A 13,767-nucleotide genomic window follows, 5' to 3' on the forward strand; every position below is an offset into this window, starting at 1 on the left:
AACCCATTGCCGCCTACCTCCCCGTCTCCGCGTCTGCGACCGGCCACAGCGCTTCCAGACGCGCCGGCACCGTGCCGATATCCCCCGCCCCCAGGGTGAGCACCACATCGCCCGCCGCCAGAACACCGGCCAGCACCTCGGGCACCAGCTCCACCTGCTCGACAAACACCGGATCGACCTTGCCGCGGGCACGCACCGCACGACACAGGGCCCGGCCGTCGGCGCCGGCAATGGGTGCCTCGCCAGCGGCATAGACCTCGCACAGCAGCAGCACATCGGCCTGGGACAGGGCCTGGGTGAAGTCCTCGAACAGGTCGCGGGTGCGGGTGTAGCGGTGCGGCTGGAACACCACCACCAGCCGCCGCTCGGGCCAACCGGCCTTGATCGCGGTCAGGGTGGCGCTGATCTCGCTGGGATGATGGCCGTAGTCGTCGACCAGCAGCACCGGCCCGGCGGGGCTGCGCAGTTCGCCGTGGTACTGGCTGCGCCGGGCGATGCCGGTGAAATTGCGCAGACCGGCCTGAATGGCCGCATCCGGCAGCCCCAGCTCGTCGGCCACCATGACCGCTGCCAGCGCGTTGAGCACGTTATGCCGCCCCGGCAGGTTCAGCACCACCGGCAGGCCATCGTCCCGGCCCTTGCGGTGCAGACTGAAATGCATCTGCAGGCCACGCTGTTCCAGGCCGCGGGTATACAGATCCGCCTCGGCGGAATCGATCGAGTAGGTGCGGAACGGCCGGGTGACCTCGGGCAGGATGGCGCGCACCCCGGCATCGTCCAGACACAGCACCGCCAGGCCATAGAAGGGCAGGTGATGCAGGAATTCGACGAAGGTCTGACGCAGCCGGCTGAAATCGCCGCCATAGGTCTCCAGGTGATCGGCGTCGATATTGGTCACGATACCGATCATCGGCTGCAGATAGAGGAAGGAGGCATCGGACTCGTCCGCCTCGGCCACCAGATAGCGGCCGGTACCGAGGCGGGCGTGGCCGTCGGCGCTGTTGAGCTTGCCGCCTATCACATAAGTGGGATCCAGGTCCCCCTCGGCCAGCAGGCTGGCCACCAGACTGGTGGTGGTGGTCTTGCCGTGGGTGCCGGCCACGGCGATGCCGTAGCGGAAACGCATCAGTTCGGCCAGCATCTCCGCACGCGGCACCACCGGGATATGCTGCTCGCGCGCGGCACCGACCTCGGGGTTGGCCTCGGTCACGGCGCTGGAGACCACCAGCACATCCACCCCGGCCACCTGCGCCGGGTCATGGCCGGCGAAGACGGTCGCTCCCAGCGCCTGCAGCCGCTGGGTCACCGGATTGCTGCGCAGGTCCGAGCCCTGCACCTCGTAGCCCAGGTTGAGCATCACCTCGGCGATACCGCTCATGCCGGCGCCGCCGATGCCGACGAAATGCACCCGGCGCACCCGGCCCATGCCCTGGGGTTGCCCTGCGCTCAGGCTGCGCGTATCGATCATGCCGCCCTCCCCGCCGCCGGTTCCAGGCAGCTGTCGGCCACCGCGCGCGCGGCGTCCGGCAGGGCCAGGCCGCGCGCGGCGCGCGCCATGCCCAGCAGTCGTTGACGGTCGTTCAGCAGTTCCTTCAGCAGGGTCTGCAGGCGCTCAGCGCTCAGTTCCGTCTGCTGCACCAGCACGCCGGCACCGGCCTCGCTGAGGTAGCGCGCATTGCCGGTCTGGTGATCGTCGACCGCGTGCGGATAGGGCACCAGGATCGCGCCCACGCCGGCGGCGGCCAGTTCGGCCACGGTCAGCGCCCCGGCCCGGCAGATCACCAGATCGGCCCAGGCATAGGCCCGCGCCATATCCTCGATGAAGGGCTGCACCTCGGCCTCGACGCCGGCCTCGACATAGGCCCGGCGCGCCCCTTCGATATCGCGGCTGCCCGCCTGATGCCGGATCACCGGCCGCGCCTCCGCGGCCATTTCTGCGATTGCGGCAGGCACGGTGCGGTTGAGCGCGGCCGCGCCCAGACTGCCGCCGAGCACCAGCAGATGGACAGGTTCGTCGCTGCGCGCGGCAAAGCGCGTCTCCGGCAGCGGCAGATTCGCGATCGTCTCGCGCACCGGATTGCCCACCTGCCGCACCGACCGCTTCGCACCGAAGCTGTCGGGGAAGGCCACCAGTACCCGTGCCGCCAGCGGTGCCAGCAGGCGGTTGGTCAGCCCGGCCACGGAATTCTGTTCATGGATGACCAGAGGCCGGCGATTGAGCCAGGCCATCACCCCGCCCGGCCCGGTGACAAAACCGCCCATGCCCAGCACGGCCCGCGGCCGCACCCGGCGCATCACCCGCCAGGCCTGGTACAGGGCATGCGCCAGCATCAGCGGCGCAAGCAGCAGTCTGGTCACGCCCTTGCCGCGCAGCCCGCTGACCTCGATCCACTCGACCGGATAGCCGGCCGCCGGCACCACCCGGGCCTCCAGCCCCTTGCGCGTGCCCAACCACACCACCGGCACCTCGCGGCGGCTCAGTTCGTCGGCCACGGCCAGTGCCGGGTAGACGTGTCCACCGGTACCGCCGGCCATCACCAGCACGGGCGCCTGTGCCGTCACCGCGTTCATGCGCGTCGCTCCCGGCCCGTGCCGCGCCGGCGCGGCCGGCGGCGGTCATTGTTGATGTTGTGCACCGAACAGCGGGTCTCGTAGTCGATACGCAGCAGCAGACCGATGGCCACGCACATCACCAGCAGACTGCTGCCGCCGTAGCTCATCAAGGGCAGGGTCAGGCCCTTGGTCGGCAGCAGCCCCATGTTGACGCCCATGTTGATCAGGGCCTGCAGTCCGATCAGGGTGCCGATGCCATAGGCGAGATAGGCGGCAAACGGTTCGTCGGCCTGCTGCGCCACGGCGGCGATGGCAAAGGCGCGCCAGACCAGGAAGGCGAAACCGGCCAGCACCAGCAGCACACCGAACATACCCAGTTCCTCGGCCAGGATGGCGAACAGGAAGTCGGTGTGGGCTTCGGGCAGATAGAACAGTTTCTGCACGCTCGCGCCCAGGCCGACCCCGAACCACTCACCGCGGCCGATGGCGATCAGCGACTGGGTCAGCTGGTAACCGCTGTTGAAGGGATCGGCGAAGGGGTCGAGGAAGGCGGTCAGGCGCGCCATGCGATAGGGCGAGGACACCGCCAGCAGGGCGAACGCCCCGCCGGCCAGGGCCACCAGGGCACCGAACTGCCACAACCGCACCCCGGCCAGGAACATCATGGTCAGGGCCGTGACCACCAGCACCACCATGGCGCCGAAGTCCGGCTGGGCCAGCAGCAGCGTGGCCACCAGGCCCAGCATCAACATGGGCTTGAAGAAGCCGCTGAACTGCTCGCGCACCTCCTCGGCCCGACGCACCAGATAGCTGGCCAGGTAGATCAGTACCAGGAGTTTGGCCGGTTCGGACACCTGCAGATTGACCGGCCCGACCCCGATCCAGCGGGTGCTGCCGTTGACCGTCTTGCCCACACCGGGGATGAGCACCAGCACCAGCAGCCCCAGGGCCAGGAACAGGGCAACCATCCCGAAGCGCGACCACAGACTCAGGCGGATGCCGAAGGCGGCCGCGGCGGCGAGCAGACCCACCCCCATGTAGGCGGCCTGGCGCAGCACATAATAGAAGGGCTGCTGCAGTTCCCGGTCCGCGGGGGTGACGGAGGCCGAAGCCACCATCACCAGTCCCAGCCCCATCAGCGCAGCGGTGACCAGCAGCAGGCCGGGATCCAGGCGCGGACAACGCAGTCCCTGGCCGTTGCGGACCCAGCCCAGGCGTGCGAGCAGCGCGGTCATTGCAGCCGCTCCCGCACCGCGGCGCTGAAGCGCTCGCCCCGGTCCTGGTAATCGACGAACATATCCTGGCTGGCGCAGGCCGGCGACAGCAGTACGGCATCGCCGGGACGGGCAATGCCGGCGGCGGCGGCCACGGCGGCCTCCATCGATTCGACCCGGCGCACCGGCACGCAACCGTCCAGCGCGGCCTCGATCTCGCCGGCGGCCTCGCCCAGCAGCACCACGGCGCGGGCGCGCTGGCACAACACCGGATGCAGCAGGCTGAAGTCCGCCCCCTTGCCCTGACCACCGGCGATCAGCACCAGCGGCCGGTCGAAGCCGGCAATGGCCGCCAGGGTGGCGCCGATATTGGTGGCCTTGGAATCGTTGTACCAGTCCACGCCGTCGCGCCCACCCACCCACTGGGTGCGGTGCGCCAGACCGCCGAAGCCGCGCAGCGCTTCCAGCATGGCAGCCCGCGGCAGATCGATGGCCGCGCCCAGCGCCAACGCGGCCAGGGCGTTGGCCAGATTGTGGCGGCCGACCAGCTTCAACTCGTCGGCCGCCAGCCAGTCCTCCCCGTCCCGACACAGCCATAACCGGCCGTCGCGCTCGCGCAGGCCGAAGTCCTCCGGCCCCGGGGCATCCAGCGTGAACCCCAACCGCGGCCGGTTGACGTCGGCCAGGGAACAGGCCACCGGGTCGTCCAGGTTCACCACCTGCATAGCGGCGTTGCGATAGATGCGGGCCTTGGCGGCGGCATAGGCATCCAGGCCGGAATAACGGTCCAGGTGATCGGGGCTGATGTTGAGCACCGCTGCGGCCGCGGGTGCCAGGCTGTCGACCGATTCGAGCTGGAAGCTGGATAATTCGAGCACGTACAACTCCGGCTCCGGATCCTCGATCAGGTCCAGCGCCGGGGTGCCCAGGTTGGCGCCGGCCCGCACCCGGCGACCGGCGGCGCGCGCCATCTCATGCACCAGGGTGGTCACCGTACTCTTGCCATTGGAACCGGTGATGGCGATCACCGGCGCCCGTGCCGCCCGGGCGAACAACTCGATGTCACCGATGACTTCCACGCCGCGGCTGCGCGCTTCCGCGATCAGTGGATGCGACAGCGGCACGCCGGGGCTGACCACGATCTGCTCGGCATGGGCGAAGGCGTCGGCATCAAAGCCGCCGAGGAACAGGGCCACATCCGGCAACTCATCGTGCATGGCCTGCAGGCAGGGCGGTTCGGACCGGGAATCGGTCACCGCCACCTGGCGGCCCTGGCGCGCCAGGTAACGCGCACAGGACAATCCGGTGCGGCCGCAGCCGACTACCAGCACCTTACCTGCCATTGCCCGTTCAGCATCCATTGTCATCAGCGCCAGTGTCATCACCCGTTCGCGTCACAGAACCAGCCATAACAGGGACATCAACAGAAAGGTCAGGCCCACGATCTTCATCTGTATGCGCAAATCCATCCCTTTCCCCCTCAACGGATCTTCAGCGTAGCCAGCCCGATCAGGACCAGGATCACGGTCACGATCCAGAAGCGCACGATCACGCGCGGCTCCGGCCAGCCCTTCAGTTCGAAATGATGATGCAGCGGCGCCATGCGGAAGATGCGCCGTCCGGTGAGCTTGAACGAGGCCACCTGCAGGATGACGGAGAGGGTCTCCATCACGAACACGCCCGCCATGACCAGATACACCAGTTCCTGACGCACCAGCACCGCCATCAGCCCCAGCGCGGCTCCGAGCGCCAGGGCGCCCACGTCGCCCATGAAGACCTGGGCGGGATAGGCGTTGTACCAGAGAAAGCCCAGCCCGGCGCCGACGATGGCGCCGGCGAAGATGATGATCTCGCCCACGTCACGCACGTAGGGGATGCCGAGGTATTCGGCGAAGCGCACATTGCCGGTCGCGTAGGCGAACACCGCGAGCGCCCCGGCGATCATCACCGTCGGCAGGATGGCCAGGCCGTCCAGCCCGTCGGTGAGATTCACGGCATTGCTGGATCCGACCACGACGAAATAGACCAGCACGAAGTACAGCGCCCCCAGTTCAATGGCCACCCCCTTGAAGAAGGGCACGATCAGCTGGGTCTCGACCGGGGCCTGGGCGGTATAGAACAGCACGCCGGCGATGATCAGTGCGAACAGCGACTGCCAGAAGTACTTCCAGCGCGCCGGCAGACCGCGGGAATTCTTCAGCACCAGCTTCTTGTAGTCATCCACCCAGCCGATGGCGCCGAAGGCAAGCGTACCCAGCAGCACCACCCAGACATAGCGGTTGCCGAGATCGGCCCACAGCAAAGTAGCGAAGCTGATGGCGAACAGGATCAGGGCACCGCCCATGGTCGGCGTACCGGCCTTGCTCAGGTGCGACTGCGGGCCGTCGTCGCGCACCTGCTGACCGATCTGATACTGGCCCAGGCGCCGGATCATCCAGGGACCGGTGACGAAGCAGAACAGCAGCGCGGTCAGCACGCCCAGGATGGCGCGCAGCGTCAGGTACTGGAATACATTGAACCCGGTGTGATACCGGGTCAGGAATTCGGCCAGCCAGAGCAGCATCAGTGACGCCCTCCCGGCCGTGGCTGCAACCGCACCAGCAGGGCCTGGACCACCCGCTCCATGCGCATGCTGCGCGAACCCTTGACCAGCACCTGCACCCCGGGATGCAGCTGCGCCTCGAGTGCGGACTGCAGGGACTCGAAATCATCGAAATGCGCCGCCGGTCCGGTGAAGGCCTCGGCGGCGGCGACGGCGTCACCCCCCAGGGTGAACAGCCGATCGCAGCCGGCCGCCGCCGCCCGGGCACCGATATCCCGGTGCAGCTGGCGGCTCTCGCCGCCCAGTTCACCCATGTCGCCCAGTACCAGCCAGCGCTCCCCGGACAGCTGCCCGAGCACCGCCAGAGCGGCTTGCACCGAGCCGGGGTTGGCATTGTAGGTGTCGTCGATCACGCCGATGTCATCGGCGCAGCGGTGGATCTGCAACCGGCCGCCGACCGGACGCAGACTCTGCAGCCCGGACTGCACCGCCGCCAGCGAGGCGCCCGCCCCCAGGGCGGCAGCGACGGCGGCCAGGGCGTTCATGGCGTTGTGCCGCCCCGGCAGCGCCAGTTCGACCTCGATGCTGCCGGCCGGGGTGCGCAGAACCAGCCGCTGGCCCGATTCATGCGGCGACACTTCGGCGCTGACATCGGCTTGCATCTCCAGCCCGAAGGTCATGATCCGCCGGCCCTGCAGTCGCATCAGCCAGTAGTCGGCGAAGGCATCGTCGCGGTTGACCACGGCCAGGCCCTCGGGACCCAGCCTGTCATAGATCTCGGCCTTGGCCCGCGCCACGCCTTCCAGGCTGCCGAACCCCTCCAGATGGGCGGGTCCGGCATTGGTGATCAGCGCGACCGTCGGCCGGGCCAGGCCGGTGAGGTAAGCGATCTCGCCCGGATGGTTGGCGCCCATTTCGATCACGGCGGCCGTATGCGCGGCGTCCAGCCGACCCAGGGTCAGGGGCACGCCGATATCGTTGTTGAGGTTGCCGCGGGTGGCCAGCACCTGATGTTCCATGCCCAGGATGGCGGCCAGCATCTCCTTGACCGTGGTCTTGCCGTTGCTGCCGGTGACCGCCACCAGCGGGATATCGAAACGCGCGCGCCAGGCCGCGGCCAGTCCACCCAGCGCCAGCCGGGTATCGGTCACCCGGATGCAGGGCAGCAGTTCCGTCACCGCCGTGCTGACCAGCGCGCCCGCAGCACCGCCGGCCGCGGCCTGATCGAGATAGTCGTGGCCGTCGAAACGCTCACCCGCCAGCGCCACGAACAGGTTGCCGCGCTCCAGGCCGCGGCTGTCGGTGCTCAGGCCGGCGAAACGCGTATCCGCGCCCTGCAGCCGTCCCCGCACGACCTGCGCCGCTTCGGACAGCGCCATGGCAATCATGACTGCCTCCCGGACTCGAACCACCTCTGCACGACTTCGCGGTCACTGAAATGCAGTCTCCGCTCGCCAATGAGTTGATAGTCCTCGTGTCCCTTGCCGGCGATCAGTACCACGTCGTCAGGCCGCGCCAGTTCCAGCACATGCGCAATGGCACGCGCCCGGTCGGGCTGGATGTAGCAGGCATCCGGATCGGCGGTACCGCCGAGGATATCCACGATGATCTGGGTCGGGTCCTCGTGGCGCGGGTTGTCGGTGGTCAGCATGACGTAGTCGGCCAGTCGCTCGACCGCCGCACCCATCAGCGGCCGCTTGCCCGGGTCGCGCTCGCCGCCGGCACCGAAGATGCACCAGAGGTGCCCGGCACAGTGTTCGCGCAGCGCCAGCAGTACCTGTTCCAGCGCACGCGGGGTATGGGCATAGTCGATCACCACCAGCGGCAGGCCGCCGCTGCCGCCCAGCGCTTCCATGCGACCGGGGACGGTGGTCACGCCCGCCAGCCGCTGCGCGGCCTCTGCCGGAGACAGGCCGTGGTCCAGCAGCACGGCCAGAGCGGCCAGCAGGTTGGCCGCGTTGAAACGGCCGAGCAGACCGGAGCGCAGTTCGACCGCGCCCTGGTGGGTGAGGATCTGCAGTTGCAGACCGGTGCGCGCCGTCTCGACCCGTTCGGCGACCACGAAGCGCTCGCTGCGGCGCGCCAGTTCGGTCGCCTCCAGCGCGTAGGCGCAGACCGGGCAGTCCAGCGCATCGGCGGCCAGCAGTTCCCGGCCCAGGTCGTCGTCAGCATTGAGTACGGCCAGACGCAGCGAGGGGAAGCGGAACAGCCGCCGCTTGGCGTCACGGTAGGCGCCCTCGCTGCCGTGATAATCCAGGTGATCGCGACTGACATGGGTCAGCACGGCTACGTCGAAATGCACCCCGCCGGCACGGGCCTGGTCCAGGGCATGCGAGGAGACCTCCATCACCACGGCGCGCGCGCCCTGATCACGCATCCCGGCCAGGATCGCCTGCAGGCTGACCGGATCGGGCGTGGTATGGGTGGCCGGATCCAGGGCATCGAACAGGCCGGCGCCGAGGGTGCCGATCAGGCCGCAGGCGCGCCCCGGGCCATGCAGGGCCTGGGCGATGAAATGGGTGCAGGAGGTCTTGCCGTCGGTGCCGGTCACGCCCACGGTGTAGAGGTCGCGCGAGGGGTGGTTATGGAAACGGCCGGCAATGGCCGAGACCTGCGTCCCCAGACCGGGCACGGCCACCACCGGCAGGTTCAGACCCTGCAGTTCGGGGGCAGTCTCGTCGATCTCCTCGTCGGGCTCCCAGCACACGGCCACGGCCCCGCGGCGGCTGGCCTCGGCCACATGCCGCACCCCGTGCTGATGTACACCGGCCAGGGCGAAGAACAGATCCCCGGGCCGGACCCGGCGGCTGTCCAGCGCCAGCCCGGTCACGGTCACATCCTGGGCCGGCGCGACCGGCGCCAGACCGGCCAGCAGCCCGGACAGCGACATCCCCGGATGCAGCGCCTCGGCGGCCATCATGCCGGACCTCCCGCCGCGGCCTGGCGCAGCAGCGGCGCCGGCGTCTGCTGCCGCGGCGCCGGTTCGGCATCCGGCGGCAGATTCAGCAAGCGCAGGGCGCCGGACATGACCCGCGAGAACACCGGTCCGGCCACCTTGCCGCCGAAATAGTCCTCGCCGCGCGGGTCGTTGATCACGACCGCCACCACCAGGCGCGGATCCGAGGCCGGGGCCATGCCGACGAACAGGGCGTTGTAACGGTCCTCGGCATAGCCGCCGGCCGTGGCCTTGTGCACCGTGCCGGTCTTGCCGGCGACCCGGTAGCCGGGCACCCGGGCCAGCGGCGCGGTGCCCTGGTTGCTGACGACCGCCTCCATCATGCGCCGCACCGAGCGCACCACGGCCGGATCCAGCACCGAACGCCCGCGCGGCAACTCGTCCTGATGCAGGAAACTGACCGGCAGCAGCCTGCCTTCGTTGGCCAGCAGGCCGTAGGCGCGCGCCAGCTGCAGCGGCGTGACCGAGATACCGTAACCGAAGGCGAGCGTGGCCTGCTCGATCTTCTGCCAACGGTGATGGCTGGCCAGCACGCCGGAGACCTCGCCGGGAAAGCCGGTGCCGACGCTGGTACCGAAGCCGGCGCCGCTGTAGACCCGCCACAGCTGCTCGGGATCGAGCGACAGGGCAATCTTGCTGGCACCGACATTACTGGACTTGCGGATGATGCCGGCCAGGTCGAGCCGGCCGTTGTCGTGCTCATCACGCACCGTATTGCTGCCGACCCGGTAATAGCCGGGCGCGGTATTCACCGTACTGCCGATATCATACTGTCCGCTCTGCAGGGCGGCGGCGATGGTGAAGGGCTTCATGGTCGAGCCCGGCTCGAGCACGTCGGTCACGGCCCGGTTGCGCACCGCGCCGGGCTGGATGGCATGACGGTTGTTGGGGTTGAACGAAGGCTGGTTGACCATCGCCAGCACCTCGCCGGTGACGGCATCCAGCACCACCACCGAGCCCGAACTGGCACGGTGACGCTGCACCGCGCTCTTCAATTCACGATAGGCCTGATATTGAATGCGCCGATCGATACTCAGACGCAGATCCCGACCGGGACTGGCCGGGCGAATCAACTCCACGTCGGCAATCACGTGGTGACGGCCGTCCTTGAGCACCCGCTTGGCGCCGTCGGCGCCGCTGAGCCAATCGTCATAGGCCAGCTCCAGCCCTTCCTGGCCGCGGTCGTCGATATCGGTAAAGCCGATGAGATGCGCCACCACCTCCCCGTCCGGGTAGTAGCGACGGTACTCGCGCTGCAGATAGACACCGGGAGCATCCAGCGCCCTGACCTGGGCGGCCGTGGCCGGCGGCACGTGCCGGCGCAGGTAGACGAATTCACGGTCGGCGCGCCGTCCCAGCAGTCGCTGCAGATAGTCGATGTCCAGTTCCAGGATCTTGGCCAGTGCCTGCAGGTATTCCCGCGCCGGCACCAGCTCCTGGGGATTGGCCCAGACCGAGTCCACCGGGGTGCTGACCGCCAGCGGCTCGCCGTTGCGGTCGGTGATCATGCCCCGGTGCGCCGGCAGCGAGACCGTGCGCAGGTGCCGGGCATCGGCCTGCCCCTGCAGGAAGCCGCGATCGAACCACTGCAGGTCCACCACCCGCCACAGCAGGGCCAGCAGGCCGAAACCGAACGCCGCCAGCACCAGGTAATGGCGGTACTGCTGCCTGTCTGCAATGCTTGGCGTCGTCATGGCTTCACCAGGATGATTTCGTCGTGGGCCGGCACATGCATCTCCAGCCGCTCGGTTGCCAGTCGCTCGATCCGGCCATGGGTGGCCAGGGTGCTCTGTTCAAGCTGCAGCTGCCCCCATTCGATGTTCAACGCATCCCGTTCGCTCAGCAGTGACTGCAGCTGCACGAACAGGGCCCGGCTCTGGTGGCGCGCATAGACCACGCCGATACCGGAAGCGATCACGCCAGCCAGCAGCAATGCGAGCAGCAGCTTCACTGCAACCGCTCCGCGACCCGCAGTACGGCACTGCGCGCCCGGGGATTGGCCTGCACCTCTGCCTCACCGGCATGGCGCGCCTTGCCGACCAGGCGCAGGCGGCCCTGGCTCGTGCCGGTGACCGGCAGGTCCAGCGGCAGCTCCTCGCCCTTGCACTCCCTGCGCATGAAGCGTTTGACCAGGCGGTCCTCCAGGGAGTGAAAACTGATCACCGCCAAACGCCCGCCCGGGGCGAGCAGGTCCACCGCCTGCGGCAGCACCGTCTCCAACTCTTCCAGTTCGCGGTTCACATGGATGCGGATGGCCTGAAAACTGCGGGTGGCCGGATGCCGGCCGGGCTCGCGCTTGGGCACCGCGGCGGCAATGATTTCGGCCAGGCGGCCGGTGCGGGTGATGGGCGCCTCCTGGCGTGCGGCCAGCACCGCGCGGGCAATGCGCCGGGCGAAGCGCTCCTCGCCATACACCTTCAACACCCGCACGATCTCCTGCTCGGAGGCCTGATTGAGCCAGTCGGCTGCACTCAGGCCCTGTTCCGGATCCATGCGCATGTCCAGGGGACCGTCACCGAGGAAACTGAAGCCGCGCCGGGCATCGTCGAGTTGCGGCGAGGAGACCCCGAGGTCGAGCAGCACACCGCTGACCCTGCCTTCGATCCCCGCTGCCTGTGCCATCGCGCCCAGCATGGCGAATGATCCTCTGGTGATATGAAACCGCCGATCCTGCTCGAAGCGCTGCGCCGCGGCGATCGCCTCCGGGTCCCGGTCCATGGCATAGAGCCTGCCTTCGGGCCCCAACCGTGCGAGAATGGCCGCGGCGTGTCCGCCCCGGCCGAAGGTGGCATCGACATAGATGCCATCCGCGCGTACGGCCAGCGCCTCCAGCACTTCCTGCAGCAGCACCGGATGATGAGCGGCACCCGCAGCCACTAGAGACTCAGATTGTCGAGTGCTTCCGGAACCGACTCCGCTCCGCCGTCGTCGATCCAGTGCCGCAGATTCTCTTCCCAGGCCTCTTCGTTCCAGATCTCAAACTTGTTGACCAGCGAGGCAAGCACTACCTTCTTGTCCAGGTTGGCGAACTCGCGCAAGCGCGGCGGCAGGAGGATACGGCCATGACTGTCCATCTCGACCTCGGTGGCATGACCGAGCAGCATGCGCTGGAGACGGCGGATAGCGGGGTTCTGGTTGGGGAGCCGGATCAGCTTGCGCTCGATCTCTTCCCATTCCGGGGCAGGGTAAAGCAGCAGGCAGCCGTCGCCGTGGATGGTCAGCACCATCCGGCCTTCACAGCTGTCCGTCAGTTCCTGGCGATAGCGCGTTGGCAGAGCCAAACGGCCCTTGGCATCCAGGTTGACGGTGTTGCCCCCCGACTTGGCCAAGAATTCCCCCTGTTATCCCTTTTTTTCCACTTTCTACCACTTCTTCCCACTTTTCGACACTATAGGTAGGGAAGCTGAAGGCGTCAAGCGAATTCAGGAAAAAACGCGAGAAATTCCTCAATATATTTCAATTATTTATGGGCTCATCGGGGAAGACAACGATACGATCGGACGTTCCTCATAACAATCAGCTGGTTATATATATAACCTTATAAAACCATTGAGGTTGAGCCAGGTTCAGCCTGAGAAAACCTTGGGATTCGATAAATCGGGATCGGTGTTCCGGGCGAGGAAAATCCCACCCCGCAGCTGCGCGAGGCTGTCATCCTGCGGTCACATGGGCGGGCTAGGCTGCAAAAAACGCGACTGGAGAAATGAGATATGAAAGCGACTGCTGCACCGCTCCACCGGCCCTGCCCGCAGGAACTGCGCCTGGAGATCGCCCAGCTGGAGCGGCGCCTGAGGACCGTGGGACTGGACGGAGACTGCGCCTATGAACGGGCGCTCAGTCAGGCCTACGATGCCCTGCTGCTGCAAAAGCGCCGCGAACTGGCGGCGATACGGGAGTCGGGATTCTGAGACCGAGGCGGCATGGGTGGAGGTGCTGACGCCGCAACCAACCCAGGCCAAAGATCATCGTCATAGCAGGCAGTGATGGGCTGCGTTTGGCGCCACCCATCCCGTCTGCTCAGAACGGGATATCGTCGTCGAAGCCCTCGTCGAAGCCGCCGCTGCTGCCACCGCCCTGGCTCTCGGCCGCCGCAGGCGCCCGATTGCTGTTGTAGTTGGCGCTGCCGCCACCACCGCCGCCGCCGCGACCGCCCAGCATCTGCATCTCGGAGGCGATGATCTCGGTGGTGTAGCGATCATTGCCGTTCTTGTCCTGCCACTTGCGGGTGCGCAGGCTGCCCTCGACATAGACCTGGGAGCCCTTCTTCAGATACTCGCCGACGATCTCGGCCAGGCGCTGGTAGAAGACCACATTGTGCCATTCGGTGCGCTCGCGCTGCTCGCCGGTCTGCTTGTCCTTCCACTGATCCGAGGTGGCAAGGGTGACATTGGCCACGGCCCCGCCGCTGGGCATGTACCGGACCTCGGGATCCTTGCCCAGGTTGCCGACCAGAATCACCTTGTTTATGCCGCGCGCCATGCCGATTTCTCCTGACTGTGCTG

Annotated in this window: 13 protein-coding genes; 1 reads left to right on the plus strand and 12 read right to left on the minus strand. The window is 67.7% G+C overall.

Annotated features, from left to right (window positions below; genetic code table 11):
* Positions 1-13: 13 nt before the first annotated feature.
* From murC to mraZ, 11 genes are all read right to left on the minus strand, one after another.
* Positions 14-1,468, minus strand: coding sequence for a UDP-N-acetylmuramate--L-alanine ligase (gene murC, locus CFK21_RS13015; RefSeq protein WP_231971518.1), 1,455 nt, complete (start codon positions 1,466-1,468; stop codon positions 14-16).
* Positions 1,465-2,571, minus strand: a complete 1,107-nt coding sequence (gene murG, locus CFK21_RS13020; protein ID WP_096367063.1) for an undecaprenyldiphospho-muramoylpentapeptide beta-N-acetylglucosaminyltransferase — start codon at positions 2,569-2,571, stop codon at positions 1,465-1,467. The genes murC and murG overlap by 4 nt, the downstream gene beginning before the upstream one ends.
* Positions 2,568-3,788 carry a putative lipid II flippase FtsW gene (ftsW, locus tag CFK21_RS13025; RefSeq protein ID WP_096367064.1) on the minus strand — a complete coding sequence of 407 codons (1,221 nt, stop codon included), beginning with the start codon at positions 3,786-3,788 and terminating at the stop codon, positions 2,568-2,570. The genes murG and ftsW overlap by 4 nt, the downstream gene beginning before the upstream one ends.
* Positions 3,785-5,110 (minus strand): UDP-N-acetylmuramoyl-L-alanine--D-glutamate ligase, encoded by a 1,326-nt coding sequence (gene murD / locus CFK21_RS13030; protein ID WP_096367065.1) that lies wholly within the window; start codon positions 5,108-5,110, stop codon positions 3,785-3,787. Before murD ends, ftsW begins: the two co-directional genes overlap by 4 nt.
* A 137-nt stretch (positions 5,111-5,247) precedes the next feature.
* Complete coding sequence (mraY, locus tag CFK21_RS13035; protein ID WP_096367066.1) at positions 5,248-6,330, minus strand: phospho-N-acetylmuramoyl-pentapeptide-transferase; 1,083 nt, start codon at positions 6,328-6,330, stop codon at positions 5,248-5,250.
* Positions 6,330-7,697 (minus strand): UDP-N-acetylmuramoyl-tripeptide--D-alanyl-D-alanine ligase, encoded by a 1,368-nt coding sequence (locus CFK21_RS13040; RefSeq protein WP_231971519.1) that lies wholly within the window; start codon positions 7,695-7,697, stop codon positions 6,330-6,332. Before CFK21_RS13040 ends, mraY begins: the two co-directional genes overlap by 1 nt.
* Positions 7,694-9,229 carry a UDP-N-acetylmuramoyl-L-alanyl-D-glutamate--2,6-diaminopimelate ligase gene (locus CFK21_RS13045; protein WP_096367067.1) on the minus strand — a complete coding sequence of 512 codons (1,536 nt, stop codon included), beginning with the start codon at positions 9,227-9,229 and terminating at the stop codon, positions 7,694-7,696. Before CFK21_RS13045 ends, CFK21_RS13040 begins: the two co-directional genes overlap by 4 nt.
* Positions 9,226-10,959 carry a peptidoglycan D,D-transpeptidase FtsI family protein gene (locus CFK21_RS13050; protein WP_096367068.1) on the minus strand — a complete coding sequence of 578 codons (1,734 nt, stop codon included), beginning with the start codon at positions 10,957-10,959 and terminating at the stop codon, positions 9,226-9,228. The genes CFK21_RS13045 and CFK21_RS13050 overlap by 4 nt, the downstream gene beginning before the upstream one ends.
* Entirely contained in the window at positions 10,956-11,216 is a 261-nt protein-coding gene (gene ftsL, locus CFK21_RS13055; protein ID WP_096367069.1) for a cell division protein FtsL, read from the minus strand. The genes CFK21_RS13050 and ftsL overlap by 4 nt, the downstream gene beginning before the upstream one ends.
* Positions 11,213-12,142: a 16S rRNA (cytosine(1402)-N(4))-methyltransferase RsmH gene (gene rsmH / locus CFK21_RS13060; RefSeq protein ID WP_096367070.1), complete on the minus strand. Its 930-nt coding sequence runs from the start codon at positions 12,140-12,142 to the stop codon at positions 11,213-11,215. The genes ftsL and rsmH overlap by 4 nt, the downstream gene beginning before the upstream one ends.
* Positions 12,142-12,594 (minus strand): division/cell wall cluster transcriptional repressor MraZ, encoded by a 453-nt coding sequence (mraZ, locus tag CFK21_RS13065; RefSeq protein WP_096367071.1) that lies wholly within the window; start codon positions 12,592-12,594, stop codon positions 12,142-12,144. Before mraZ ends, rsmH begins: the two co-directional genes overlap by 1 nt.
* 381 nt (positions 12,595-12,975) lie before the next feature.
* On the opposite strand from mraZ, the gene CFK21_RS13070 reads away from it, so the two are divergent.
* Positions 12,976-13,173, plus strand: coding sequence for a hypothetical protein (locus CFK21_RS13070; protein WP_096367072.1), 198 nt, complete (start codon positions 12,976-12,978; stop codon positions 13,171-13,173).
* Between the two features lie 109 nt (positions 13,174-13,282).
* Here the strand turns inward: CFK21_RS13070 and ssb are convergent, their stop codons facing one another.
* Entirely contained in the window at positions 13,283-13,744 is a 462-nt protein-coding gene (ssb, locus tag CFK21_RS13075; protein WP_096367073.1) for a single-stranded DNA-binding protein, read from the minus strand.
* Positions 13,745-13,767 lie beyond the last annotated feature (23 nt).

Origin of the sequence: Thiohalobacter thiocyanaticus (assembly GCF_002356355.1) — a bacterium.
Lineage (GTDB): Bacteria > Pseudomonadota > Gammaproteobacteria > Thiohalobacterales > Thiohalobacteraceae > Thiohalobacter > Thiohalobacter thiocyanaticus_A.

Coding starts and splice junctions, on each gene's coding strand:
- murC (WP_231971518.1), bottom strand. CDS start 1,468: ATGATCGATACGCGCAGCCTGAGCGCAGGGCAACCCCAGGGCATGGGC.
- murG (WP_096367063.1), bottom strand. CDS start 2,571: ATGAACGCGGTGACGGCACAGGCGCCCGTGCTGGTGATGGCCGGCGGT.
- ftsW (WP_096367064.1), bottom strand. CDS start 3,788: ATGACCGCGCTGCTCGCACGCCTGGGCTGGGTCCGCAACGGCCAGGGA.
- murD (WP_096367065.1), bottom strand. CDS start 5,110: ATGGCAGGTAAGGTGCTGGTAGTCGGCTGCGGCCGCACCGGATTGTCC.
- mraY (WP_096367066.1), bottom strand. CDS start 6,330: ATGCTGCTCTGGCTGGCCGAATTCCTGACCCGGTATCACACCGGGTTC.
- CFK21_RS13040 (WP_231971519.1), bottom strand. CDS start 7,697: ATGATTGCCATGGCGCTGTCCGAAGCGGCGCAGGTCGTGCGGGGACGG.
- CFK21_RS13045 (WP_096367067.1), bottom strand. CDS start 9,229: ATGATGGCCGCCGAGGCGCTGCATCCGGGGATGTCGCTGTCCGGGCTG.
- CFK21_RS13050 (WP_096367068.1), bottom strand. CDS start 10,959: ATGACGACGCCAAGCATTGCAGACAGGCAGCAGTACCGCCATTACCTG.
- CFK21_RS13070 (WP_096367072.1), top strand. CDS start 12,976: ATGAAAGCGACTGCTGCACCGCTCCACCGGCCCTGCCCGCAGGAACTG.
- ssb (WP_096367073.1), bottom strand. CDS start 13,744: ATGGCGCGCGGCATAAACAAGGTGATTCTGGTCGGCAACCTGGGCAAG.